The 23,701-nt window shown below is 51.9% G+C and carries 20 protein-coding genes; 8 read left to right on the top strand and 12 right to left on the bottom strand.

Translation table 11 applies throughout. The features are described from left to right. Nucleotides 1-110: 110 nt before the first annotated feature. Genes G8S19_RS01145 through G8S19_RS01115 form a run of 7 tightly spaced genes read right to left on the bottom strand, consistent with a single transcriptional unit; the run spans nt 111 to nt 8,287 of the window. Nucleotides 111-1,277, bottom strand: a complete 1,167-nt coding sequence (locus G8S19_RS01145) for an iron-containing alcohol dehydrogenase (RefSeq protein WP_061068771.1) — start codon at nt 1,275-1,277, stop codon at nt 111-113. A 33-nt stretch (nt 1,278-1,310) separates the two neighbouring features. After that, nucleotides 1,311-1,625 (bottom strand): putative quinol monooxygenase, encoded by a 315-nt coding sequence (locus G8S19_RS01140; RefSeq protein ID WP_048213613.1) that lies wholly within the window; start codon nt 1,623-1,625, stop codon nt 1,311-1,313. Between the two features lie 18 nt (nt 1,626-1,643). Continuing rightward, nucleotides 1,644-2,219 carry a glycerol-3-phosphate responsive antiterminator gene (locus G8S19_RS01135; RefSeq protein WP_048213614.1) on the bottom strand — a complete coding sequence of 192 codons (576 nt, stop codon included), beginning with the start codon at nt 2,217-2,219 and terminating at the stop codon, nt 1,644-1,646. Beyond that, on the bottom strand, nt 2,219-3,775 hold the full coding sequence (locus G8S19_RS01130; RefSeq protein WP_253685961.1) for an FAD-binding oxidoreductase: 1,557 nt from the start codon (nt 3,773-3,775) through the stop codon (nt 2,219-2,221). Before G8S19_RS01130 ends, G8S19_RS01135 begins: the two co-directional genes overlap by 1 nt. Next, nucleotides 3,772-5,451: a glycerol-3-phosphate dehydrogenase/oxidase gene (locus G8S19_RS01125; protein WP_253685959.1), complete on the bottom strand. Its 1,680-nt coding sequence runs from the start codon at nt 5,449-5,451 to the stop codon at nt 3,772-3,774. Before G8S19_RS01125 ends, G8S19_RS01130 begins: the two co-directional genes overlap by 4 nt. After that, on the bottom strand, nt 5,448-6,992 hold the full coding sequence (locus G8S19_RS01120) for an FGGY family carbohydrate kinase (RefSeq protein ID WP_126320135.1): 1,545 nt from the start codon (nt 6,990-6,992) through the stop codon (nt 5,448-5,450). The genes G8S19_RS01125 and G8S19_RS01120 overlap by 4 nt, the downstream gene beginning before the upstream one ends. After that, nucleotides 6,989-8,287, bottom strand: coding sequence for an MFS transporter (locus G8S19_RS01115; protein WP_231591589.1), 1,299 nt, complete (start codon nt 8,285-8,287; stop codon nt 6,989-6,991). Before G8S19_RS01115 ends, G8S19_RS01120 begins: the two co-directional genes overlap by 4 nt. Nucleotides 8,288-9,015: 728 nt before the next feature. Between G8S19_RS01115 and G8S19_RS01110 the strand changes: the two genes are divergently transcribed. From G8S19_RS01110 to G8S19_RS01095, 4 genes are all read left to right on the top strand, one after another. Beyond that, the gene (locus tag G8S19_RS01110; RefSeq protein WP_048213619.1) at nt 9,016-10,305 is read left to right on the top strand and encodes an MFS transporter; all 1,290 of its coding nucleotides are present in this window, start codon (nt 9,016-9,018) and stop codon (nt 10,303-10,305) included. Further along, nucleotides 10,277-11,302, top strand: a complete 1,026-nt coding sequence (locus G8S19_RS01105; RefSeq protein ID WP_101742790.1) for a zinc-binding dehydrogenase — start codon at nt 10,277-10,279, stop codon at nt 11,300-11,302. The genes G8S19_RS01110 and G8S19_RS01105 overlap by 29 nt, the downstream gene beginning before the upstream one ends. A gap of 20 nt (nt 11,303-11,322) precedes the next feature. Continuing rightward, nucleotides 11,323-12,507 carry a mannonate dehydratase gene (gene uxuA, locus G8S19_RS01100; protein WP_048213621.1) on the top strand — a complete coding sequence of 395 codons (1,185 nt, stop codon included), beginning with the start codon at nt 11,323-11,325 and terminating at the stop codon, nt 12,505-12,507. A gap of 105 nt (nt 12,508-12,612) precedes the next feature. Beyond that, nucleotides 12,613-14,085, top strand: coding sequence for a fructuronate reductase (locus tag G8S19_RS01095; protein WP_048213622.1), 1,473 nt, complete (start codon nt 12,613-12,615; stop codon nt 14,083-14,085). 10 nt (nt 14,086-14,095) lie between these two features. Here the strand turns inward: G8S19_RS01095 and G8S19_RS01090 are convergent, their stop codons facing one another. Both G8S19_RS01090 and G8S19_RS01085 read right to left on the bottom strand, forming a co-directional pair. Then, nucleotides 14,096-14,767, bottom strand: a complete 672-nt coding sequence (locus tag G8S19_RS01090; protein WP_048213623.1) for a FadR/GntR family transcriptional regulator — start codon at nt 14,765-14,767, stop codon at nt 14,096-14,098. A gap of 143 nt (nt 14,768-14,910) precedes the next feature. Next, nucleotides 14,911-16,104, bottom strand: coding sequence for an NAD(P)/FAD-dependent oxidoreductase (locus tag G8S19_RS01085; RefSeq protein WP_115642721.1), 1,194 nt, complete (start codon nt 16,102-16,104; stop codon nt 14,911-14,913). 229 nt (nt 16,105-16,333) lie between these two features. Between G8S19_RS01085 and pitA the strand changes: the two genes are divergently transcribed. Then, a complete protein-coding gene (gene pitA, locus G8S19_RS01080) occupies nt 16,334-17,833 on the top strand; it encodes an inorganic phosphate transporter PitA (RefSeq protein ID WP_048213627.1) in 1,500 nt (499 codons plus the stop codon). Nucleotides 17,834-17,897: 64 nt separating this feature from the next. Here pitA and uspB read toward each other — a convergent pair whose 3' ends face one another. Beyond that, on the bottom strand, nt 17,898-18,233 hold the full coding sequence (gene uspB, locus G8S19_RS01075) for a universal stress protein UspB (RefSeq protein WP_003023371.1): 336 nt from the start codon (nt 18,231-18,233) through the stop codon (nt 17,898-17,900). Nucleotides 18,234-18,626: 393 nt separating this feature from the next. Here uspB and uspA point away from each other — a divergent pair, with 393 nt between their 5' ends. Both uspA and dtpB read left to right on the top strand, forming a co-directional pair. Beyond that, on the top strand, nt 18,627-19,064 hold the full coding sequence (gene uspA / locus G8S19_RS01070) for a universal stress protein UspA (RefSeq protein WP_003023368.1): 438 nt from the start codon (nt 18,627-18,629) through the stop codon (nt 19,062-19,064). Nucleotides 19,065-19,345: 281 nt separating this feature from the next. Then, the gene (gene dtpB / locus G8S19_RS01065; RefSeq protein ID WP_048213628.1) at nt 19,346-20,818 is read left to right on the top strand and encodes a dipeptide/tripeptide permease DtpB; all 1,473 of its coding nucleotides are present in this window, start codon (nt 19,346-19,348) and stop codon (nt 20,816-20,818) included. Between the two features lie 86 nt (nt 20,819-20,904). On the opposite strand, the gene G8S19_RS01060 is transcribed toward dtpB, so the two are convergent. Continuing rightward, nucleotides 20,905-21,408, bottom strand: coding sequence for an Rrf2 family transcriptional regulator (locus G8S19_RS01060; protein WP_048213629.1), 504 nt, complete (start codon nt 21,406-21,408; stop codon nt 20,905-20,907). Between the two features lie 231 nt (nt 21,409-21,639). Here G8S19_RS01060 and G8S19_RS01055 point away from each other — a divergent pair, with 231 nt between their 5' ends. After that, on the top strand, nt 21,640-22,839 hold the full coding sequence (locus G8S19_RS01055; protein WP_253685957.1) for an NAD(P)/FAD-dependent oxidoreductase: 1,200 nt from the start codon (nt 21,640-21,642) through the stop codon (nt 22,837-22,839). A gap of 104 nt (nt 22,840-22,943) precedes the next feature. On the opposite strand, the gene rsmJ is transcribed toward G8S19_RS01055, so the two are convergent. Then, nucleotides 22,944-23,693, bottom strand: a complete 750-nt coding sequence (gene rsmJ / locus G8S19_RS01050) for a 16S rRNA (guanine(1516)-N(2))-methyltransferase RsmJ (RefSeq protein ID WP_101742792.1) — start codon at nt 23,691-23,693, stop codon at nt 22,944-22,946. Nucleotides 23,694-23,701 lie beyond the last annotated feature (8 nt).

The following is a 23,701-nucleotide window of genomic DNA, read 5'->3' as shown; positions in this document are numbered from 1 at the left end:
AATACTAACACCTGGATTCGATATGTCTATTCGGTTGTTCTCGCGATGTCATCGGGCAAAACAGTGTCCGGCAATCCACTCGCCGGACAAGCTTTTGGCGAGTGTTCTGTTTAAAACGCGTGTTGGTATAGCCGCAACGCATCATCTGCCGTGAGCGGAACAGGATTGTTATCCAGAAGACGAGTCTGCTGCATGGCATCCTGAGCCAATATCGCCAGCGTTTCAGCAGGTATATCGACATCACGCAGCTTTTTCGGTGCACCCGATTCAGCAATAATGCGTACCATCGCAGCAATAAATATCGCGGCATCTTTCTCCATATTCCCCGACACCTCCTCGCCAATAACAGCAGCCAGCTCGGCATAGTACGGCGCAGCGACTGGCGCATTAAACTGCAGCACCGGAATCAGCATCAGCGCATTCGACAACCCATGTGGAATATGGTGTCGTGCGCCAAGGGGATAAGCCAGCGCATGCACTGCGGCCACTGGGGAATTGGCAAAAGCCTGGCCTGCCAGCATCGCGCCCAGCAGAACATTTTCTCGCGCTTCACGGTTGTTCCCATCACGACAGGCAGTCACCAGATGGCGGCTAATTAAGCGTAATGCTTCCCGCGCCAGCGCATCCGAAATGGGGTTCTTCTTATGTTTACCGGTATAAGCCTCAATGGCATGCACCATCGCGTCGATGCCAGCCGCCGCCGTATGAACCGGAGGAAGTCCAAGCGTCAATTGCGCATCCAGCAGCACCAAATCGCCATATAGCTGTGGTGCGACAATCCCCATTTTGCTGTCATCATTGGTCGTCAAAATCGAAATATTAGTGACTTCTGAGCCCGTCCCTGCCGTGGTAGGGATGTTAATCAGCGGCAGACGCTGCCCGGAAACTTTGCCAATACCGTAAAGCGCCTGCAGATCTTGCTCAGAGTTGATTAACACGGCCACCAGCTTCGCGACATCCAGCGAGGAGCCGCCGCCCAGACCAATGACCATGTCGCAATGGTCATCACGAGCAACCTGTAAGGCTTCCCGGACAAGACGTTCCTGCGGATCGGGTTGGACCCGATCATAGACCGTCACCTGAAACCCTGCCTCTTGCAGGCTATGCAAAACAGGCGGCAGAATCCCTGCTTTGACCAGTCCGGGGTCGGTCACCAACAACACGCGACGCGCGCTAAATCGCGGCTGAATAATCTCCCCTGCTCGTGATGCTCCTGCCCACTCGACGATAATTTCCGGTACAGTTGAAAACGTAAAATCCTTCATGACATTGTTCATTGATGTACTCCTGGTAGTAAAAATGGCCAGCTTTTAACTACGCGGTGTATCGGCATGAGTGAGAAAGCTTTTCACCTCTTTACGCTCAAGCAACGGGTTGATAATCCCAACGCCAATACGTTGAAAATGCTCCGTTTGTCGATGAAGTTCGAGACCCTCAGGACAACGATAGGTTTCAATAATCACAAAGCGATCGCCGTCTTCCGTAGAACGGAAAAACTCATAGGTGATGTTTTCAGGCTCCTGACGCGAGGCCTGGGCAAGCAGTCTGAGCGCATCATTGACCTTGTCTCCCATTCCCTTACGAGAAAAATAATGTGCAATAACAAAAAGTTGTGAATTCTCCATGGTCGGGCTCCCGGTGTTCTAACGGTGAAGGTCTATATCCCATAACGCGCTATCACTGCTCGAAACGGCTATCGCGCCGTGTAACAGCGCCGTTTGAGCATGTTCCTCGTTACAGACGAAGCCTGATGCCACTATTGGCGGCAACACATTACGGTCAGCCTGTGAGAGTAGCGGCAACATCTGCGCGGGCATCAGTTGCACGTAATCGGGTTCGCTTTGTTCTACGGCTTTCAGGCTGCGTAGCCAGGTAGAACGGTCGGTGACAAAGATTTTCTGCATCGTCACCAGTCCACACTTTTTCGCTCGCTGTACGGTTTGCAAACGCGTCGAGAGCAACCCCATCGCTCCCGTTTCGGCCACATAATCAATGCCGCCCTTATCCTGGGACAGCCCATTGCAGCTGTCGATATTCACGATGACGTACTTCCCCGCCTGCGACAGCAGTTCTATCACCGGATGGAGCTTAATCAGGTCAATATTGGCAATAATGCAAACTTCCGCCTTGCTGGACAGCGCGGTTTTCAATTGCTCAATACCGTAAATCGCCATAATGACGGGCTGGCGTGCCAGGAGCACGCCAAGATTTTTGATCATTACTGACCTGCCTGATGTGAAGGAAGATCGACGCTTAACCCCAGTTTGCCTGGGTTAAGAATGTTTTTCGGATCCAGCGCGTATTTGATATCCGCCAGAACGGAAAGCGATTCGCCTAAAGAAGCCTGCATATAAGGCGAACGCAGGAGACCAACACCATGATGGTGGCTAAGGGAGGTGTTGTGCTTAATTAGCACCGCATTCGCTGCATCCCATGCCGCACGATACCAGGCCGCACGTTGCTCAATCGCCACATCACCGCGCAATGAGAAATAGAGGCATGCGCCGTCGATATAGGCGTGAGACTGATGCGCCGAACCGGCCAGCGTGCCGGGTACGGCGTTAATAGCGGCCACCACATCATCATACACGTCGCTAAGATCGCGCCAACGTCCCACCATTTCCAGCGTATCCGCCACCAGACCCGGGCTCTTTTTAAAGCCTTCAGCACTTTTTCCGGTCAGATATCGGGTGTCCAGCCAGCGTTCAAAAATAGCCTCGCCGTCGAGTTGTTGTCCGCCGCGTTGGCACACACGTTCGCTGATAGCCATTACTGCATCGACAATCTCAGGCTCCCCCTCATCCGCAATCAACAGGACATTGGTCTCTGGCAGACCAAACTGCACGCCGCTTTCCAGGTTATCGTACAAACGCAGTGCCGCCGGATTCGCCCCATGCTGTAAGATTTCGCGACATGCCTCCAGTCCACTGGCGAAGCTGGAAAAACCCCAGGCGATGGCGCGGCCATAATCCGGCAGGCGATGAAGCTTCAAACGCACACGGACAATCACACCCAATGTGCCTTCAGAACCAATAAACATCTGCTGTAGATCAGGCCCCGTTGCGCTACGCGCATAGCCACCCACGGTGATTAAGCGGCCATCGGCAAGGACGACATCCATCCCATAGATCATATCTTCAATTTTGCCGTAGCGGGTCGACAGCTGTCCCGCGCCACGACAGGCCACCCAACCGCCCACGGTACTGATACCAAACGATGACGGCCAGTGGCCCATCGTCATGCCGTACTCTTTTTGGATAGTTTGTTCAAAAATGTCGCCGAACATGCCGGCTTCAACGTCAACAATCTGGCTTTGTGGATCGAAGTCGATAAGTTTGTTGAGTTCGCAAACGTCCAGCACAATGCCTCCCCGCAACGGCAATGCGGCACCAGTGACGTTACTGCGCCCGGCGGAAACCGTGACCGGGATTGCCAACGCATTCGCCAGACGCATCACATCCTGAATTTGTTCTACCGTAGAGACACGTACAATCGCCCCTTTTGACGTGGCCGGTGCGCCCTGGGTTTCCGCAATCATCGAACCGGCCCACCAGTCGCGGGTCCAGGTAATCACATCAGATTCCGATGTCAGCACCTCATCTGCAATGACCCGCAGTCGATCAAACGTCGCTTCGCTCATCGCCACCGGATCAATCTGCATCCCTTTCGCGCCACCGCTGCTTTTGATATCCGTCGCCCATGCCGGGCGCGTGTGTGCACCTACAGTATAATTTCCACGGTTGTAACCGCGTTTAATCGCTTCTTTACTGATCATTCGGATGTCCCCATAAGTGTTGATTTTTCATGTTTAATTGCCGTCTGATAGCTGGCTACCTGCCGGGCCACCTGTTCAGGCTGAAGCTTAAGCTCTTGTTGCAGAATTTCCCCCACGCGTTGCGCAGCATTCGCTGACGCATCACGAGCCATCAGACGGGCACGAATTCGGCGCGATAACACATCATCAATGGTGCTGGCGAGTTCATGGCGCACGGCATACACCACTTCAGCTTCGGTATAGGGAAGCCCTTCCACAATTGGCTTTGCCAGTAAGGGATTGGACTGGATAAGGTCACTGACAAAATGCGCTTCAGTCCCGTAGCGCTCCCCCAGGTGCGCAGACAAACCGCCCGATGCCAGAATCGCCTGCGGGTCATAGCCCGCCGCCCCCAGCAACCAGGCGGTTTTAGTTGAGCAGGCCTTTTTACGGCCGAGTATTTTGCTGGCGGCATCGATGGTCTCTTCTGCCATATGACGTGATGTCGTCAGCTTGCCGCCGACAATCGTAATCAGACCATCTGCCGCAACCGTGATTTCATGATTACGTTTCATTTCAACGGTCTTGCCTCCCACCGTCCCCACCAGAGGGCGGCAACCGGCGATACTACCCACCACGTCTTCCGGGCGGAGATCGGTTTTCAATGCCGAATTCGCACCTTCCAGCAGAAAGTCCAATTCAGCGCGATTGCAGTGAACATCATTGAGATCGCCCTGATAATCCTCATCCGTGGTCCCCAAATAGGAAACGTTGCCCCAACGGGTGATCGTCGCGCGGCGGCTGCGCCCGGCAACCGGGATCGTCACCGTGCAATCATTGCGGATCTTCATCCACGGAATAGCAACATGTACCCCCTTGGCAGGACGGATATTCAGCGGTGATGCGTCACCTTTTTTCAGCCCATTCCAGTCACGCAGCCAGACGCCCGTCGCCATGATGGCAACCCGCGCGTTGACCTGAATTTCTCTGCCATCGGCATAGACGATGGCCCCATTCACTTTGCCGTGCTGGTCGCGCGTGGTTTCGATGACTTCCGCATGGTTGGTCACCACCGCGCCATGAAACGCCGCCGTGCGCACCAATGCCAACGTAAGTCGGGCATCGTCGACACGGGCATCGAAATACATAAAACCACCGGATAGCTGTTCTTCTTTGAGCGTCGGGCAATGCGACAGCACTTCCGCAGGGGTAAGTTTTTGGTGAAGGATGCCTTCCCGCCATCCTCCCGCAAGGTCGTAGGTCCAGAGCAGGCTTTCAAATGCAGCAGACATCCGCTTGTCGAATACGCCATTTTTATCGAGTACCGGGAATAAAAAGGGTAACCGTTGCACCAGATGACGGGCATTCCTCCGCATACGCTGGCGTTCGAGTAAAGAGTGGCGAACCAGCCCCAGATTCCCTTGTTCGATATAGCGCAGACCGCCGTGTACCATTTTCGATGACTTTGATGACGTGCCTGAGGCAAAGTCACTTTTCTCAATCAGCGCCACCCGGTAGCCACGCAGACTGGCATCCAACGCCGCGTAGGCTCCGGTTACGCCACCACCGACAATCAGAATGTCGTAGGTGTCGCTTTCCAGTCGATCCAGTTGTTCAGCGCGCTGAAGACGTAATGGCTCTGCACCGTACATCTCACTACAGGTTTTGTTGGGCTTTCGCGAAGGGAAAAACTTCATGAGTAAGTATGCTCCTGATTAGCTGAGGTGAGGCTGTCGGCGGCTTCCATTTCGAGTGCAATACGCATCGCCCAGCGGTTAATTTTTTGTTCGCGAAGGTCATGACTGATTTTCGGCTCAAATAGCCGCGCGGTTTTTAGCATGGCGCAGGCATCCGACAGCGAGTCCCACAGCAGCCCATCGGCACCAGCCAAAAACGCAACGCCACGTAAGCTTGCCCGCGCCGTTTCGGCCATTCGCCGCACGGGAATACCGCTAAGATCGGCCTGGATTTGCAATAACGTATCGCTATTGGATAACCCTCCCCCGACTACCAACTCTTTTGTGGGGATCCCGGTTGCCGCTTCATTTGCGCGAATACAGGCCGCGACCGAATGCGCAATCCCTTCCAGAATCGCGTAGGCCACCTGCGAGCGCGTGGTCGAGATTGAGATACCGTTCAGGGACGCACGGGCATGAGGCTGGAGATGGGGTACGCGTAGCCCCGTTAGCGCCGGAATAAAACTCACGCCCCCCGCGTCGCTAGCCTGCGCGGCCAGTTCGCTGATCTGTTCGGGTGAGTCAAACCAATGCAGTTTTTCGCACACCCAGTTGAGCGCCGAACCGGTAGTGGGGACAAAGGTTTCGACAGAGAAATGCGAAAGCCCTTTTTGGCGGCGCGCCGTCATGGTGAGCGTACTTTCACAGCCCTTTTGCAAGGTTGGTACCGTTGGCCCCATCATTAAATCAACAAAGCTGCCAGTGCCATGCATACAAAAAGCCTGTCCTCGCTCGGTACACCCCAGCCCAATAGCCCCTGCAAACTGATCCCCTGCGCAGGCCAGGATCGGCACGCTTATCCCCAGAATATCTTCATGAGTGGTGCCGAAGTCATCGGCATCATCATGTAATTCAGGCAGCAATGACGCCGGGAAGCCCAGAGTCTGTAGCCATGGCAAATGATAGTGATGCTCTTTGAGGCAATACGCGCCAGCGGAGGTGGCATTTGTCGGTGTGGTGACACTTTTTTTCTCCTGCGCCAAGTGCCAAAGCAACCAGCTATCAACGGTACCAAAGACCAGCGTTCCAGCCTGATACGCCTTCGCCACCGCAGGCGTATTGGCAAGATGGCGCGACGCCCAAAGATAAGGAGAGCGTATCCCAACCGGTCGCCCAATCCGCGGCAGCAGTTTTGCATCCCATTCAGGGGCTAACTGGGCCAGTTCATCCGTGAAACGCGCATCCTGCCATACCATCGCCGGAGTTAATGCCTTACCCGTTTGCGCATCCCACAGCACTGCCGTTGAGCGTTGGGTCGCAATCGCCAGCGCCACAATGCGCATCTTGTTGCATTGCGCGTTAGCTATCGCTTTGCGACAAACCTCAATAGTGGCCTGCAAGACCTCATCAGCATCTTGTTCCACCACACCATGACGCAGACTGCTGACCTGAAGCGGCTGGTATTCCAGGCAGTGAACCTGGCTATTTTGTGCAACAACTGCCGCACGGGTCCCCGATGTACCTTCATCGATAGCCAGAATGACATCTTCGTATTCACTCATTTCGTACTCCTGTTTGATTCTGGGGTCATCGACTCTGGATAAGGTGAATGGGGTGATTCGAACTGCGGCGCACCTGGCTCGTTATCCGGCTGAATAGTGGTGCGAGTGGGGTCCCACGGAATAACAAAACAGATAATGCTCGCAAACAGCGGCACGGCAGACATGATCAGGAAGGTCGTTTGCAGGCCATACAAATCACGGAATACCGGGAAAATAAACAGCCCGAGCGCCGCACCTATTGCCCCGAGCGCACCGACCACGCCGTTCGCGCCAGCCCGCAGTTCACTGCGAAAAGAGAGTGACGACAGGCTTTTCCCGTTTGCACCAGGTCCGCCAGAGTGGCAAAGAATAAACAGAGCAGGGACCAGCAAAGAGGCCCAAAGTGGCATAGTGTCACTGAACAGACCCAGCGTGAGTAGCACGAGGAAGGCCACGGCAAAACCGATCGCCGAGGAGCGGCGCAATCCCAGACGGCGGCCAATCGCGGGAGATAAGAAACCGCCGACGATACCGAAAACGTTAAAAAATAGTGAACATAAGGTTGCGTAAACAAAATTTTTACCAAACATCGCAGCACTAATAACCGGTAAATACCAGCCCACACCGAAATATTGGATTGACTGGCAGATTTGAACGGTCGAAGCCAGAATCGTACGTGGTAAATAGACGCCACGGAATATTAACAGCACATTTCTTGCGCCTTTTTCAGCCTGACCAATAACGGGTTTCTGTTCTGCTTTCGGCGCCAGAATAAACTGTTCACCATATATTTTATTCATGGCAACGATAGCTTCAGGTAATCGGGATTTCCTTGCTAGCCAAACCGGGCTTTCCACTAAATAACGGAACTGGAAAAACAGAACGATGATTCCACATAACGCCGTTACAGCAATGGAATAACGCCAGATGGCATCACCTACGTCCCATGAGTAAAACATCAGCGCTAATACCAAATTTAAACAAACGGCAACATACCAGACACCCTGCCAGGTATTTAGACGGCTTTTGAGTTTCACAGGCGTGAACTCTGCCAGCATGGCCATTGCCACAGCAAAGTCCATCCCGTAAGAGACGCCAACAAAGAAGCGACCCACGATTATCGTGCTAAAACTGGAGGATGACATCACCAACAAAGCACCAATCACCGCCATTATTTTGGCAATGATCAGCGGTGGCACACGACCCCAGCGATCGGCTATCCAGCCGCCAATCGGGTTAAATAATATGGCGACCCAGGATGAAAATGAGGTAAGCAGTGCAACTTCGGTCGCAGTAAGATTTAAATTGCGGGTCATTGGGTTTAATCCAGCACTGAGAGCTGAATTTGAAAAAGCATCAAGAAAAAGGCCGCCTAGTGCCAACCACCAAATAACGCCAGCTCTGCCACTGATTTTTCCCCTGGCATCGATGCAATTAATGACATCATCTACACCGCGGATTTTTATCGGATTTGAGAATGAACATGCGGACATGGCTTTCCCCTTCATAATATTCGGAAGAAGGTCGCCATTAGCTAAAAAAATGCAATAAGAGACCATCTTAATTTCACAGATAGTCTCTTATCTAAAATCTGTATTTTTCCACTCTAGAAGGTAACCCAAAGCGTGTCAAAGCGACTTTTAGTCTCGTCGTTGATTCTGTGACATGTAGCCCAAATGTTAATGAATAATTACAAAATGAGGTCGTTATGAGCCATTTTTCTGTTCTCAGCGGGTGGGATACCACTGTGACTGTACGTAGCCGCCTGATTTGCGCTGAACGTTCGCCGTTCTCCCTGTACGACGCTATTGCAATATCCATCCAAAATAGGTGTTGAATACCAAGTTCGCTTTTATCCTAAATTTTACCGCTCACAACAAAAACCTTAAAATTCATAAATATACGCTAACACACATTTGATCGTGATTATTTAAAGCACTAATTTTTCGTTATGTTGATCACATTCGCATCAAAAGAATGGTGATCTTAAAATAGGTTTTAAATATTGTGGTCAGGCCGCTAGACCACAATAAGAGGATATATCATGAAAAGAAAAACAATGGGATGGCTTATCGTTTTTCTTCTTTTTATAGTTTACATGCTTAACTATATGGATCGTTCAGCATTGTCGATCACCGCTCCACTCATCGAAAAGGAATTAGGATTCAATGCTGCTGAGATGGGTATGATATTCAGCGCATTCTTTGTTGGTTATGCACTGTTTAACTTTATCGGTGGCTGGGCCAGTGACCGATTTGGTCCCAAAACAGTATTTCTGGTCGCCGCGTTACTCTGGTCAGTATTTTGTGGGATGACCAGTCTGGTTACTGGATTATGGACTATGCTGGCTGTCCGCGTATTATTCGGCATGGCTGAAGGGCCGGTCAGTGCTGCAGGTAATAAAATTATCAATAACTGGATTTCGCGTAAAGAATCTGCCACTGCCATCGGTATTTTCAGCGCTGGCTCGCCGTTGGGTGGCGCAATTTCCGGTCCGGTAGTTGGCCTGCTGGCTCTTTCATTAGGCTGGCGTCCGGCGTTCGGTATTATTTTCCTGTTTGGTTTAGCCTGGGTATTACTTTGGTATTTCATTGCCAGTGATAAACCCTCAAAAAGTAAACACCTCGCCCCGGAAGAACGTGTCGATTTTGAAAACCATGATGACATCATTTTAGCGGATGACGGTAAAGCGATGCCTTCTCTCGGCTACTACATGAAGCAGCCGATGGTGTGGGCAACGACGCTGGCCTTCTTCAGCTATAACTACATACTCTTTTTCTTCCTGACCTGGTTCCCAAGCTATCTGAACCACTCGCTACACCTTGATATTAAAGAAATCAGTATTGCAACGGTGATCCCCTGGGTGATTGGTGCAATCGGCATGGTATTGGGTGGCGTATGCTCTGACTTTATCTATCGGGTAACGGGCAATGCCCTGCTTTCTCGCCGTCTCATTCTCGGTGTTTGCCTGGCTGGAGCGGCAATCTGTGTAGCGGTTTCTGGAACAGTTACCACTATCGGCAGTGCCGTTGGATTGATGTCAGTCTCGTTATTCCTGTTGTATTTAACTGGACCTATTTATTGGGCAGTTATTCAGGATGTCGTACACAAAGATAAAGTGGGTAGCGTCGGTGGCGCCATGCATGGGCTGGCAAATATCTCCGGAATCATTGGCCCTCTGGTCACCGGATTTATTGTTCAGTTCAGCGGTAAATATGATTACGCATTCTATCTGGCTGGTGCTATTGCGATTGTTTCCAGCTGTCTGGTATTCGTATTTGTCAAAAATAAAGGATTAAAAACAAATGAAAGTCAAAGCTGTCTACATCAATAAACCTGGTGAAATTGAAACCCGTTGGGTTGATTATCCAGAAAAGAAAGATAATGAAGTATTAATAAAAGTTGATGCTGCTGGAATATGTGGCTCTGATATAGGTGCATTTCGCGGCACTAATCCCCTGGTGACCTATCCACGTATTATTGGACATGAAGTCACTGGTATTGTTATTAAACAAGGCAATGGCATGCCAGCAAATATTAAGGAAGGTGACCGCGTTATTGTTGATCCTTATATTTATTGTGGCCATTGCTACCCCTGTTCAGTGGGGAGAACAAATTGCTGTGAAAACCTGAAGGTAATTGGCGTACATATTGATGGTGCGATGCAGGAGGTGGTTGCTCACCCCGCGCATTTGATTCACAAAATCCCGGATGACGTCGCCACTGAGATGGCTCCGTTGGCTGAACCACTGACTATCGCACTGCATGCGCTACATCGCGCCAAACTGACGGCCGGGGAGCATATCGCCATTATTGGAGCCGGTGCGATTGGTCTGATGGCAGCATTGAGCGCATTGCGCTACGGTGCGACGCCAATTCTGATCGATATCGTGGACGAACGACTTCAGTACGCAAAATCGCTGGGCGTGCCTTACGTCATCAATCCGTCGAACACCCAGGTTGTTGAGGCGATAAAAGATATCACACAGGGGACGATGGCACAGGTTGTCGTCGAAGCATCTGGTGCCAACAGTGCAATTCGCGAAACGCTGGATCTTGCTTCGTTTGCGGGTCGTATTGCTTTCACCGGCTGGCCAAAACAGGAGACATCGTTACCCACTAACCTGATCACGTTTAAAGAGTTGGATCTGCGCGGATCACGTACCAGTGCTGGCGAATTCGAAGAAGCGTTACAGATGCTGGCTACGCTGAACATTAATCCTGCGGATGTCGTCAGCAAGGTGGTGAATATTGATGATGTGCCTGACGCCGTGAAGGAACTCGATCAATACCCGGAACGCTATCTGAAGATCAATGTGACCTTTCATTAATTTTTCCAGGAGATAAAGCGATGGAACAAACCTGGCGTTGGTATGGCCCGAATGATCCCGTGTCGTTGTCCGATGTTCGTCAAGCCGGTGCAACGGGTGTGGTAACTGCGCTGCACCATATTCCAAACGGTGAAGTCTGGTCCGTAGAAGAAATTCTCAAACGCAAAGCGATCGTGGAAAAAGCCGGTCTGGTCTGGTCGGTCGTGGAAAGCGTGCCGATCCATGAAGACATCAAGACCCACACGGGCCAGTACGATCTGTGGATCAAGAATTACCAGCAGACGCTGCGTAATCTCGCCCAATGCGGCATCTTTACCGTATGCTACAACTTCATGCCGGTTCTGGACTGGACCCGTACCGACCTGGAATATGTGCTACCCGACGGTTCAAAGGCTCTGCGCTTTGACCAGATTGAGTTTGCCGCCTTTGAACTGCATATCCTCAAGCGTCCCGGTGCGGAAGCGGACTACAGCGCAGAGGAAATTGCACAGGCGCACCAGCGTTTTGTGAATATGAGCGAAGAGGACAAAGCTCGGCTGACGCGAAATATCATTGCAGGTCTGCCAGGTGCTGAGGAAGGCTATACGCTGGACCAATTCCGTAGCCACCTTGCAACCTATAAAGATATCGACAAAGCGGCCTTACGGGAAAATTTCGCCTGGTTCCTGAAAGCCATTATTCCGGTAGCGGAAGAAGTGGGTGTACGTATGGCGGTTCATCCGGACGATCCACCGCGCCCAATTCTTGGCCTGCCGCGCATCGTTTCTACTGTAGAAGATATGCAGTGGATGGTGGATACCGTAAACAGTACAGCCAACGGTTTTACGATGTGTACAGGCTCTTACGGCGTACGCGCAGACAACGATCTGGTTGATATGATCAAACAGTTCGGCCCACGGATTTACTTTACGCACCTGCGTTCCACACAACGTGAAGAGAATCCCAAAACCTTCCATGAGGCGGCACATCTCTCCGGGGATGTCGATATGTACAGCGTAGTGAAAGCGATAGTCGAAGAAGAACAGCGACGTAAAGCTGAAGGCAACGCCTCACTTATCCCCATGCGACCAGACCATGGTCATCAAATGCTTGATGATCTGAAAAAGAAAACCAACCCAGGGTATTCCGCTATTGGTCGCCTTAAGGGCCTGGCTGAAGTACGCGGCGTTGAACTGGCTATCCAACGCGCCTTCTTCAATCAGTAACCACATTGCCGCATGGTATCCCTGCCATGCGGTTTTTCACTTTCAGTCAGGACCGGTCTTTGATAGCGCATTATCAAAGAAGATCATCAATGACAGGAGTTTGTCATGGACAAGAATCTCGCCACCGCCCAGATTTCCACCCCACGACCACGCTGGGATCGTTCACGCCTCGTTTCGCGCATCGTACATCTTGGTTGCGGCGCTTTTCACCGCGCTCATCAGGCGCTCTATACACATCATTTGCTGGAAAGCAGTGACAGCGACTGGGGTATCTGTGAGGTCAACCTGATGCCCGGAAACGATGCCACACTGATTCAAAACCTGAAGGCGCAGGATCTGCTGTACACCGTTGCCGAGCGCGGAGCACAAACGACAGAGCTTAAAATCATTGGCGCGATGAAAGAAGCGCTGCATCCTGAATTTGACGGCTGTGAAGCCATTATCCACGCAATGGCACGTCCCGAAACGGCCATCGTTTCGCTGACCATCACCGAAAAAGGATATTGCACAGATGCCGCCAGCGGCGAGCTGGATCTGAATCATCCGTTTATCCAGCACGACATTGCTCACCCACAGTCCCCCAAATCAGCAATGGGTTATATCGTCGAAGCCCTCGCGCTACGCCGTCAGCAGGGATTGAAGGCTTTTACTGTGCTGTCCTGCGATAACGTACGAGAAAATGGCCACGTCGCAAAAACCGCTGTCCTGGGTTTAGCCGCCGAGCGCGATCCGCAACTGGCTGAGTGGATTGCCGAACAGGCAACGTTCCCATGCACGATGGTAGACCGCATCGTTCCGGCAGCGACAGAAGAGACGTTAGCGCAAATCGCAGAACAGCTGGGGGTAGATGATCCCTGTGCCATTGCCTGTGAGCCGTTCCGTCAGTGGGTGATTGAAGATAACTTTGTCAATGGACGCCCGGACTGGGATCGCGTGGGCGTACAGTTTGTAGCAGATGTGGTGCCATTTGAGATGATGAAGTTACGCATGCTCAACGGCAGCCACTCTTTCCTGGCCTACCTTGGTTATCTGGGCGGTTATGAAACGATTGCCGATACGATGACCAACCCGGCGTATCGCAACGCTGCGCGTGCTTTGATGCTCAATGAACAAGCGCCGACACTGTCAATGCCGGAAGGAACAGACCTTGCGGCTTATGCAGAGCTGCTGATTGCGCGCTTTACTAATCCATCACTGAAGCACCGAACCTGGCAAATTGCGATGGATGGCAGCCAGAAACTACCACAACGCTTGCTGGACCCCATTCGACTCCATCTGAAAAAAGGCGAAGATGCTCGCCATCTGATGTTGGGAGTCGCCGGTTGGATGCGCTACATCAGCGGTGTGGATGAACAAGGTCATCCGATTGAGGTGATAGATCCGCTGTCAGCACAGTATCAGGCTATTTATCAACAGTATCCATCAATAGAAGAACGTGTCCGGGCGCTGTTAGCAATTGACACTATCTTTGGGCGAGACCTTTGCGAGAACACAGACTTTATCGAACGCGTAACCGCTGCCTGTCAGCAATTGCACAGCGTAGGCGCACGTGCAGCGGTAGCCGCTCTGAGCCAATAGCGTGGTGTTATTAAAGACCCACGATCTGTCTGACATAGGCCAGATGTTCCAGCGATTTTTGGTAAGCACCGTCAGCATCAGCCTGGCGGATCGCATCCACAATCGCTTTATGCTGTGTATTCATGCTGGTTAATACATCCCGATTGCCGGAACGTTTGTCCAGTCCGGCATACGGGATGTTAACGCGCTGCTCCCACAGCATTCGCGACATATCAAGCAGTACGCGGTTCTGGCTGGCTTCTGATACTGTTAGATGGAATTGCTTATCGAGGGAATAAAAACCATGCACATTGTTTTCGCTAATGGCCTTTTCCATGCTGAGATGCAGTGCTTCAAGCTGGCTAATTAGATCTTCTTTCCCGGCCTGAGCAGCAAGGCGCGCACAATGGCTGTCGACCAACTCACGCGAATAGAGGATTTCTTCAATCGTATAATCACTGGTGGAATGCTTTTTATCAGCAACAATCACACCATTACCTGACTGGATGGTGATCCATCCGGAAATCTCCAGCACAATCAGCGCTTCTCTGAGCGATGCGCGACTTACACCGAGTTGCTTCGCCAGCTCACGTTCGGGTGGTAAGAAGCTTCCCGGCGGAAAAATACCATCATTGATGAGCTTAATGATGAGATTGGCTATCTTTTGATAGAGCCGCTCCTGTTTTACCTCAGGAATAACCATGTGTCTCCCGTTCTCTTATCTGTGCGATTTTTAACTGATTTATCATATCATTCCTGGAGTTAAGAAACGCACGTCAGAGTCAGTTCATGTATCACACATCACTATGATATTTTTTCTTATTATGTGCAGACAGAGTCTTTCACTTATTCAGACACCAAATCCTGTGCACATGCCCAGGCGCTCGACCACGCCCACTGGAAGTTATACCCACCCAACCAGCCGGTGACATCCATCACTTCACCAATAAAGTACAGCCCTGGCACTTTGCGGGCTTCCATCGTGCGCGAAGACAGTTCGTTGGTATCCACGCCTCCCAGCGTGACTTCCGCTGTGCGATACCCTTCGGTACCGTTCGGCTGCACCCGCCATTCGGTCAGCGTTTCGACCAGCGATTGCTGATCGCGCACGTTAAGTTGTTTCAGCGTCACATCCGGGATTTGCCCTAATTGCTGCAGGCATTCCACCAGACGTTTCGGCAACTGCATCGCTAACGTGTTCTTTAAGCTCTGATTTGGATGTGCGCTTCGTTGTTCATCGAGGAAGCTCGCAAGGTCAACATCCGGCAACAAATTAATGCTGACAAATTCGCCGGGCTGCCAAAAACTGGAAATTTGCAAAACGGCCGGGCCTGAAAGCCCACGGTGCGTAAAGAGCAGGTTTTCACGAAATACGGTGCCGTCTTCAGCGGTGATAACGGAAGGAACAGACACGCCTGAGAGTACCTGAAGCTGCTCCAACAGTGGCTTATGCAGCGTGAAAGGCACCAAACCGGCACGGGTCGGCAGAACCTTCAGACCAAACTGTTCGGCAATTTTATAACCAAACGGCGTTGCTCCCAGACCCGGCATGGAAAGCCCACCGGAGGCAATAACCAATTTCTTCGCACCGACCGTCATCCCGTTCAGTTCCAGAATGAAGCCATCATCATCCTGTGCGACGCTCAGGACTTCGCTACGTAAACGCATCGTAACGTTACCTTTTTCGCATTCGGCCACCAGCATATCGACGATTTGTTGGGCCGAATCATCGCAGAACAGCTGGCCGAGCGTTTTTTCATGCCAGGCAATGCCGTGTTTACCCACCAAATCGATAAAGTCCCACTGCGTATAGCGAGCCAGCGCCGATTTGCAAAAATGCGGGTTTTGACTCAAATATGCAGCCGGTTCCACATAAAGATTGGTAAAGTTACAGCGCCCTCCGCCGGACATGAGGATCTTACGTCCAGGCTTTTTACCATTATCAATCAGCAGTACTTGACTGCCTGCTTGCCCTGCCTGCGCGGCACAGAACATACCCGCTGCGCCAGCGCCTATAATAACGGTATCAAACCTTTCCACGTTGCGATCCTCTCTAAAAAGCGGGCGTGAATTGTAAAGATTCCTCAGTGGTCGCACCAGCACCAAACTATCAATAATAGGTATTTACCTGAATTCTATAGGATAATTCTTTAGTGGTGTAAAACAAAGCAGGAGACAAATCAAAAAAACTCTATATTTCACTTTGCCCGCGCCGCCAAAGTCACTGATAATGCGCCGCGTTCATGTCCTCAAAATGGCGTAACGTCCTATGCTACATTTGTTTGCTGGCCTGGATTTACATACCGGGCTTTTATTATTGCTTGCTCTGGCTTTTGTGCTGTTCTACGAAGCAATTAACGGCTTCCACGATACAGCCAATGCTGTTGCAACCGTGATCTATACCCGTGCAATGCGTTCGCAATTGGCGGTGGTCATGGCTGCGTTGTTCAACTTCTTTGGTGTTTTGCTGGGTGGTCTCAGCGTAGCTTATGCCATCGTGCATATGCTACCAACGGATCTGCTGCTCAACATGGGTTCTTCACATGGCCTCGCCATGGTGTTCTCCATGCTACTGGCGGCAATTATCTGGAACCTCGGTACCTGGTACTTTGGTCTGCCTGCATCCAGCTCCCACACGCTGATTGGCGCGATCATTGGTATTGGTTTAACCAATGCGTTGATGAACGGGACTTCAGTGGTGGATGCACTTAACATCCCGAAAGTGCTCAATATTTTCGGTTCGCTGATCATTTCCCCTATTGTCGGCCTGGTGTTCGCTGGCGGTCTGATCTTCTTGCTGCGTCGTTACTGGAACGGCACCAAGAAGCGGGCACGTATTCACCTGACGCCAGCAGAGCGTGAAAAGAAAGACGGTAAGAAAAAGCCGCCGTTCTGGACGCGTATCGCGCTGATCCTCTCCGCTATCGGTGTGGCGTTTTCTCATGGCGCTAACGATGGGCAGAAAGGTATTGGTCTGGTAATGCTGGTACTGATTGGCGTAGCGCCTGCAGGCTTCGTGGTGAATATGAATGCTTCTGGTTACGAAATTACGCGTACCCGTGATGCTATCAATAACGTCGAAACCTACTTCCAGCAGCGTCCTGATCTGCTCAAACAGGCGACCGGCGTTGATCAGTTGGTTCCGTCTCCGACGGAAACGGCGACAACAACACCGGCAGAGTTCCATTGTCACCCGGCAAATACCATCAACGCGCTTGAGCGTGCAAAAGGTATGCTGGCGAACCTGGAAACCTACGACAAGTTAAGCGTTGAGCAGCGTAGCCAGCTGCGTCGCATTATGCTGTGCATCTCTGATACCACCGATAAAGTCGTGAAACTGCCTGGCGTAAGCAGCGACGATCAGCGACTGCTGAAGAAACTGAAAACCGACATGCTGAGCACCATTGAGTACGCACCCGTCTGGATTATCATGGCTGTTGCTCTGGCTCTGGGCTGCGGTACGATGATTGGCTGGCGTCGCGTGGCGACCACTATTGGTGAGAAAATCGGTAAGAAAGGCATGACCTATGCTCAGGGGATGTCGGCACAGATGACTGCCGCAGTCTCTATCGGTCTCGCCAGTTACACCGGTATGCCTGTTTCCACCACTCACGTTCTCTCCTCTTCTGTTGCAGGGACGATGGTTGTTGACGGTGGCGGTTTGCAGCGTAAAACGGTAACCAGCATTCTGATGGCCTGGGTCTTCACCCTGCCAGCAGCGATTATCCTTTCCGGGGTCCTGTACTGGCTCTCCCTGAAGTTAATCTAAATGCATGCACAGTAAAAAAGCGGGTCAGGAAACTGACCCGCTTTTTTTATATCTGTCGTTGGCATCAGTGCCAGATAATCAGCGCAACCATGCTGATCAGCACCAGGCCGCATAGCGCGCTGGTGAGAATGAACTGGCCGCGAACCCGCTCACAGCGGCGAATAAACTCATCATCATGATGATCGCGGTAACGCTGAGCGTAGATATACCACACCAGACGCATCTGCTTGTTAGGTTGCCCATGCGAGGTAAAAAAGCCGCCCCCATCGACATACTGGTAAAGTAATGGATCGCAACCACGAAGTACCACTAACAGTGCGCGTAGCGAAGAAAAATAACGCGCCATATTAACAATGCAAACGACACATAAAGCCCAGAATAACGCAATGGTGCTTATCATATCTCCTCCCCGGCGACCCGCCCACGGAACGCCTTTCCGGGACTACCGCTCCCCGATACCCTGCCAAACCATTCAGTGAAGAGTACAACCGAAACCGCTCGTGTTAGTGTCACGCATCCGAGCGCCTCTCTAAATAGTGTAGGAGATTAGTTAATTTTTTTGCCAGAAGGTTAATCACTATCAATGCAATTAACTAAAAAATTTGTTTAACTACTTGGCAAGCAAGGCGGATTGACGGATTATCCCGGTCGCTATAATGTAAGGATAGTCCTTAAAAGGTACGTTTTTACGACTGGGCTAGCCCCGCGCATAAAGTTCGCAGGACGCGGATGACGCGGCGGCAAATGAACGCCAGCAGGCTAGTCATCGACAACTTATGGAAGGAGTAACACTATGGCTTATAAACACATTCTTATCGCGGTTGATCTTTCTCCAGAAAGCAAAGTTCTGGTTGAAAAAGCGGTCTCTATGGCACGGCCTTACAATGCGAAAGTCTCCCTTATCCACGTTGACGTAAACTATTCCGACCTGTACACCGGGCTAATCGACGTGAATCTGGGCGACATGCAGAAACGCATTTCTGAAGAAACCCACCACGCGTTAACCGAGCTGTCCACCAACGCAGGCTACCCTATCACCGAAACCCTGAGCGGTAGCGGCGACCTGGGTCAGGTTCTGGTTGATGCCATCAAAAAATACGACATGGATCTGGTCGTTTGTGGTCATCACCAGGATTTCTGGAGCAAACTGATGTCCTCCGCGCGTCAACTGATCAACACTGTTCACGTCGACATGTTGATTGTTCCGCTGCGTGACGACGAAGAAGCATAAAACGCTGGCCGTCGGGAGATAACCCGGCGCGCTGCAAGTCGTTAAGCCTGTAAACGCCCGCCTGCGCGGGCGTTTTTGTTTTTATCATTCAGACACAATTAGTACATCAATCCAACAAATAAATCATAATTAGTGTGATCAACTAATTGGATCGAAAACTATCTCTATAATAATCTACCCTTACGGCTAATCGCCGCAGTCTATAACAAAATAAGACTTTTTCGGCGCGTTTAAGCATACGCGTTCATACTTTTCGGGATGGCTTTGAAAGGCGAAGGAATATGAATACTACTGCACCTACGGGCTTGCTGCAGCAACCTCGTCCGTTCTTCATGATCTTCTTTGTGGAATTATGGGAACGATTTGGCTATTACGGCGTTCAGGGCATCCTGGCGGTATTTTTTGTTAAGCAACTCGGATTTTCTCAGGAACAGGCATTTGTCACCTTTGGCGCGTTTGCGGCATTGGTATACGGCCTGATATCCATCGGCGGCTACGTCGGCGACCATCTCTTAGGGACCAAACGCACGCTGGTACTCGGCGCCATTGTGCTGGCGATCGGCTACTTCATGACCGGGATGTCACTGCTTAAGCCCGACCTGATTTTTATTGCTTTGGGTACCATTGCCGTCGGTAACGGGCTGTTTAAAGCCAACCCGGCAAGCCTGCTGTCAAAATGCTATCCGCCGAAAGACGCCCGTCTGGACGGTGCTTTCACCCTGTTTTATATGTCGATTAACATCGGTTCGCTGTTGTCACTGTCACTGGCGCCGGTGATTGCCGATAAGTTTGGCTACGCAGTGACCTACAACCTGTGCGGAGCCGGGCTTATCGTTGCACTACTGGTCTACTTTGCCTGTCGTGGCATGGTGAAGAATATCGGTTCAGAGCCGGACCATAAGCCGCTGAATTTCCGTAACCTGCTCTATGTGCTGGCCGGTACGGTTGTGATGGTCTTTATCTGCGCCTGGCTGATGCACAATGTACAGGTTGCCAACCTGGTGCTGATCGTCCTGTCGATTGCCGTAACTATCATCTTCTTCCGCCAGGCATTCAAACTGGATAAAACCGGGCGCAACAAGATGTTCGTGGCCTTTATCCTGATGCTGGAAGCGGTGGTGTTCTACGTGCTGTACGCGCAGATGCCAACTTCGCTGAACTTCTTTGCTATCAATAACGTGCACCATGAAATTCTTGGTTTCGCCATCAACCCGGTAAGCTTCCAGGCGCTGAACCCGTTCTGGGTGGTACTGGCGAGTCCGGTGCTGGCCGCTATCTATACCCGTCTGGGAAACAAAGGCAAAGACCTGACCATGCCGATGAAGTTTACGCTTGGCATGTTCCTGTGCTCACTAGGCTTCCTGACTGCCGCCGCAGCCGGGATGTGGTTTGCCGATGCTCAGGGGCTGACGTCGCCGTGGTTTATCGTGCTGGTGTATCTGTTCCAGAGCCTGGGTGAACTGCTGATTAGCGCCCTGGGGCTGGCTATGGTCGCCGCGCTGGTGCCACAACACCTGATGGGCTTTATTCTTGGGATGTGGTTCCTGACGCAGGCAGCAGCCTTCCTGATGGGGGGTTACGTCGCAACGTTTACCGCAGTACCGGAAAACATTACCGACCCACTCCAGACGCTGCCTATTTATACTAACGTGTTCAGTAAGATAGGCCTGGTGACCCTGGCGGTAACGGTTGTAATGGCGATTATGGTGCCATGGCTGAACCGCATGATTAATACACCGAGCACCGAGCAATAACCTTCAGTGCCGGATGGCGGCTATTACCTTATCCGGCCTACATTCAATATGCCCGATCGCCTTGCGCTATCGGGCATTTTAACTCGCTATCCTTTGCGAGCATCAATCCACTCCTGTACTTCCACCACGAAGGTATCTGGCGCTTTGCGGTACATTTTGCGCGCCAAGTCCAGAATCGTATGCTGGCCGAGCGCTTCTTCCATGCGCTGCTGTGCCATGTCCATTACCGAACGCACACCACAAATGCCTTCACAAGCCCACTGGGGCGGATGCTCCTCAAATACCGCCAACCGCTGGCGAATTTCACGACATTCAAAAATACGCTTATCGCCATCAATAGCATTGACCACATCCAGCACAGTGATGTCTTCCGCGGGTTTGGCCAACTGGAACCCGCCGCCCTTACCCTCGATACTGCGCACCAGACCTGCTTTCGACAGACGGGTGAAGATTTTTGCCAGATAGTCATACGGCACGCTTTGTAGTTCGGCAATTTCCCGCACGCTCATATCCCGCGCGTCGCCTTTGCTATCGACCATACACATCAGGCTATGGATGCCGTACTCAACCCCGGAACTGTAAAATGCCATTTTTTATCTCAGCCAAAATGAATCTGAGTTTATTGTAGCTTTTTCATCTAAGGCATTCCAGATAACAGAGCAACCCCGCATGAACATAAAAATATAAATAGATATTTATCAAACAGATAATAAAACACCCTGGCGTAATACTGAAAAAAGGATCAAGATCGCATTGCAATCCTTAACTACGACAAATAAAATCCGAGTAAATGATTCGTAGTCACCAGTGAGAAAAAACCAATGCATAAACAAATTCTGATCGTGGGCGCCGGCTTTGCCGGTATGTGGGCAGCACTAAGCGCCGCGCGTCTGGCAGACAAACACCAGCAGGCCGTTGATATTACGGTGATTGCGCCACAGCCGGAGCTGCGCGTTCGTCCGCGTTTTTATGAAAGCCACGTTCAGACGCTGGTTTCGCCACTGATGCCGCTGTTCGACGTCACCGGCGTTAAATTCCTGCGCGGCACCGTCGAGCAGATCCTCCCGGACTCTAAAGAGGTGAGCTGGAAAGACGAGAACGGTGAAGTGCGTCTGCGCCGTTATGACCGTCTGGTGCTTGCCAGCGGCAGCCACGTCAACCGCGATATCGTTGCCGGTGCCGCCGAACATGCATTCGACCTCGACCAACTTGAGAGCGCCGCCGTACTGGAGCAGCACATTAACGATCTGGCATTACAACCGGAAAGTGAGGCTCGCAATACGGTAGTGGTCTGCGGCGGCGGCTTTACCGGCATTGAAATGGCGCTGGAATTACCAGGTCGTTTGCGCGAAATACTGGGCGCTGATGCTAAGACCAGAGTTGTCGTAGTTGAACGCGGCGCTCAGCCGGGCGGACGCTGGAGCCAGGAATTACGTGACGTGATTATCGAAGCCTCCGCTGAACTGGGCGTCGAGTGGCTGGTCAATGCGGAAGTAGAGTGCGTAGATGCGTCCGGCGTCACGCTGAAAGATGGGCAGACCATTGCCTCACAGACCGTTATCTGGACCGTCGGCGTTCAGGCTAATAGCCTGACAGCACAGATTAACGCACCGCGCGATCGTCAGGGCCGTCTGCATGTAAATGCCAATCTGCAGGTGGTGGGTCACAATGATATCTACGCCACTGGCGATGTGGCTTACGCCGCCACCGATGATAAAGGTAATCACGCGCTGATGACCTGCCAGCACGCTATTTTGCTGGGCAAATTTGCCGGAAATAACGCGGCAGCCAGCTTGCTAAACGTTGCGCCACTGCCGTACCGTCAGGAAAACTACGTCACCTGTCTGGATCTTGGCGCATGGGGTGCGGTGTATACCGAAGGATGGGATCAGCAGGTGAAACTGACGCGTGCAGAAGCGAAAAAGCTGAAGGTATCTATTGTCAGTGAGCTGATTTACCCGCCGAAGGCGGACCGCGCGGTAGCGTTTGAGATTGCCGATCCGCTGGCTCCATTCGTGTAGTCGAATCGCCGGATGCGGCTACCGCCTTATCCGGCCTACTAACGGCACCGAACTGTAGGCCTGATAAGCGCAGCGCCATCGGGCACTATAGCTCACCATCTGGCCTATGCCGTTCCCGCATAAATATCAAACCGATGCCCTTTCGTGACTACCGCATTGGGTGTCGCCACATCAGCGAGCGGCGGCGCGTAATCCGGGCGCTTCACCACGACACGTTTAGTCGCCAGCTGACGTGCTGGCGCCAACAAACCATCGGCATCTAAGTCTGGCCCCACCAGCGACTGAAACACGCGCATCTCTTTTTTCACCAGCGCGCTTTTCTGCTTATGTGGGAACATCGGGTCGAGGTACACCACCTGCGGGCGCGGGGTGATATCCGTTAACGCCGTCAGGCTTGAGGCGTGAATCAACTGCAAACGCGCCTGCAACCACGGGCCAATTTCCGGGTCGGCATAGCCGCGCGCCAGGCCATCGTCGAGCAGCGCCGCCACCACCGGATTACGTTCCAGCATCCGTACATGGCAGCCCACCGAGGCCAGTACAAACGCATCGCGTCCCAGCCCGGCGGTCGCATCGACCACGTCCGGCAGGTAATCGCCTTTAATGCCGACCGCCTTCGCCACCGCTTCACCGCGGCCACCGCCAAATTTGCGCCGATGGGCCATCGCACCGCCGACAAAATCAACGAAAATGCCGCCGAGTTTCGGCTCATCACGCTTGCGCAGCTCCAGGTGTTCCGGCGTCATTACCAGCGCCATCAGGTTATCTTCATCGTGTTCCAGCCCCCAGCGGGCGGCCAGAACAGATAAGGCGCCGTCTCCGGCGCCTGTTTCATCAATTAAGCAGATTTTCAATTCCGCTT

The sequence above is a fragment of the Citrobacter sp. SX206 genome (genome assembly GCF_024181025.1).
Taxonomy (GTDB): Bacteria; Pseudomonadota; Gammaproteobacteria; order Enterobacterales; family Enterobacteriaceae; genus Citrobacter; species Citrobacter youngae.
This window is presented reverse-complemented; position numbering and strand designations above follow the sequence as displayed.

Coding starts and splice junctions, on each gene's coding strand:
- G8S19_RS01145 (WP_061068771.1), bottom strand. CDS start 1,277: ATGAACAATGTCATGAAGGATTTTACGTTTTCAACTGTACCGGAAATT.
- G8S19_RS01140 (WP_048213613.1), bottom strand. CDS start 1,625: ATGGAGAATTCACAACTTTTTGTTATTGCACATTATTTTTCTCGTAAG.
- G8S19_RS01135 (WP_048213614.1), bottom strand. CDS start 2,219: ATGATCAAAAATCTTGGCGTGCTCCTGGCACGCCAGCCCGTCATTATG.
- G8S19_RS01130 (WP_253685961.1), bottom strand. CDS start 3,775: ATGATCAGTAAAGAAGCGATTAAACGCGGTTACAACCGTGGAAATTAT.
- G8S19_RS01125 (WP_253685959.1), bottom strand. CDS start 5,451: ATGAAGTTTTTCCCTTCGCGAAAGCCCAACAAAACCTGTAGTGAGATG.
- G8S19_RS01120 (WP_126320135.1), bottom strand. CDS start 6,992: ATGAGTGAATACGAAGATGTCATTCTGGCTATCGATGAAGGTACATCG.
- G8S19_RS01115 (WP_231591589.1), bottom strand. CDS start 8,287: ATGACCCGCAATTTAAATCTTACTGCGACCGAAGTTGCACTGCTTACC.
- G8S19_RS01110 (WP_048213619.1), top strand. CDS start 9,016: ATGAAAAGAAAAACAATGGGATGGCTTATCGTTTTTCTTCTTTTTATA.
- G8S19_RS01105 (WP_101742790.1), top strand. CDS start 10,277: ATGAAAGTCAAAGCTGTCTACATCAATAAACCTGGTGAAATTGAAACC.
- uxuA (WP_048213621.1), top strand. CDS start 11,323: ATGGAACAAACCTGGCGTTGGTATGGCCCGAATGATCCCGTGTCGTTG.
- G8S19_RS01095 (WP_048213622.1), top strand. CDS start 12,613: ATGGACAAGAATCTCGCCACCGCCCAGATTTCCACCCCACGACCACGC.
- G8S19_RS01090 (WP_048213623.1), bottom strand. CDS start 14,767: ATGGTTATTCCTGAGGTAAAACAGGAGCGGCTCTATCAAAAGATAGCC.
- pitA (WP_048213627.1), top strand. CDS start 16,334: ATGCTACATTTGTTTGCTGGCCTGGATTTACATACCGGGCTTTTATTA.
- uspB (WP_003023371.1), bottom strand. CDS start 18,233: ATGATAAGCACCATTGCGTTATTCTGGGCTTTATGTGTCGTTTGCATT.
- uspA (WP_003023368.1), top strand. CDS start 18,627: ATGGCTTATAAACACATTCTTATCGCGGTTGATCTTTCTCCAGAAAGC.
- dtpB (WP_048213628.1), top strand. CDS start 19,346: ATGAATACTACTGCACCTACGGGCTTGCTGCAGCAACCTCGTCCGTTC.
- G8S19_RS01060 (WP_048213629.1), bottom strand. CDS start 21,408: ATGGCATTTTACAGTTCCGGGGTTGAGTACGGCATCCATAGCCTGATG.
- G8S19_RS01055 (WP_253685957.1), top strand. CDS start 21,640: ATGCATAAACAAATTCTGATCGTGGGCGCCGGCTTTGCCGGTATGTGG.